Here is a 447-nt window from a genome sequence, read left to right as displayed (position 1 = left end):
CCGCTGCGCATCGTCACGGGCCGCCGTCAGGTTCAGGGCCGCATCGTATGTATACTGTCTGGCCAGACTGGCATAGGCGGGGTCGGTAATCTCCGCCAGGTCAGCCGGCCGGAAGAAGTGCGGGTTGCAGCCCGCCCGCTGTGCCGTCAGTAACCCCATCAGGTTATACTGCTGGCGCACAATGAAGCCGCTTTCGGTGTAACGGCCAGTGTCCCGTCCCGCCTCATCCCGCTCCACCGTCAGGGGCGGCTGATGGTCTAACGTCAGCCCGGTCAGCTCCCCGGCCCGGTTAACCTGCACCTGACTCTGCCAGTGTCCGGGCTGAGTCTGTCCGGTGAAGCGGGCGGGCCCTGCAACCGGGTCCGTTTCGCCCGTCAGCAGCTGCCGCCCGACGGTGCGGTTATCCGGGTAGTGACGCCGAATTTCCCCGTATGGCTGGATTTCCCG

Annotated in this window: 1 pseudogene; it reads right to left on the bottom strand. The window is 65.8% G+C overall.

What is annotated here, in order from left to right:
• Positions 1-447 (bottom strand): annotated as a pseudogene (locus ABR397_RS23330) (type IV secretion protein Rhs); the annotation flags it as partial.

Origin of the sequence: Photorhabdus viridis, assembly GCF_040256935.1 — a bacterium.
Lineage (GTDB): Bacteria > Pseudomonadota > Gammaproteobacteria > Enterobacterales > Enterobacteriaceae > Photorhabdus > Photorhabdus viridis.
Note: the sequence above shows the minus strand (reverse complement) of the source record. Positions and strands in the feature narration are given on the sequence as shown.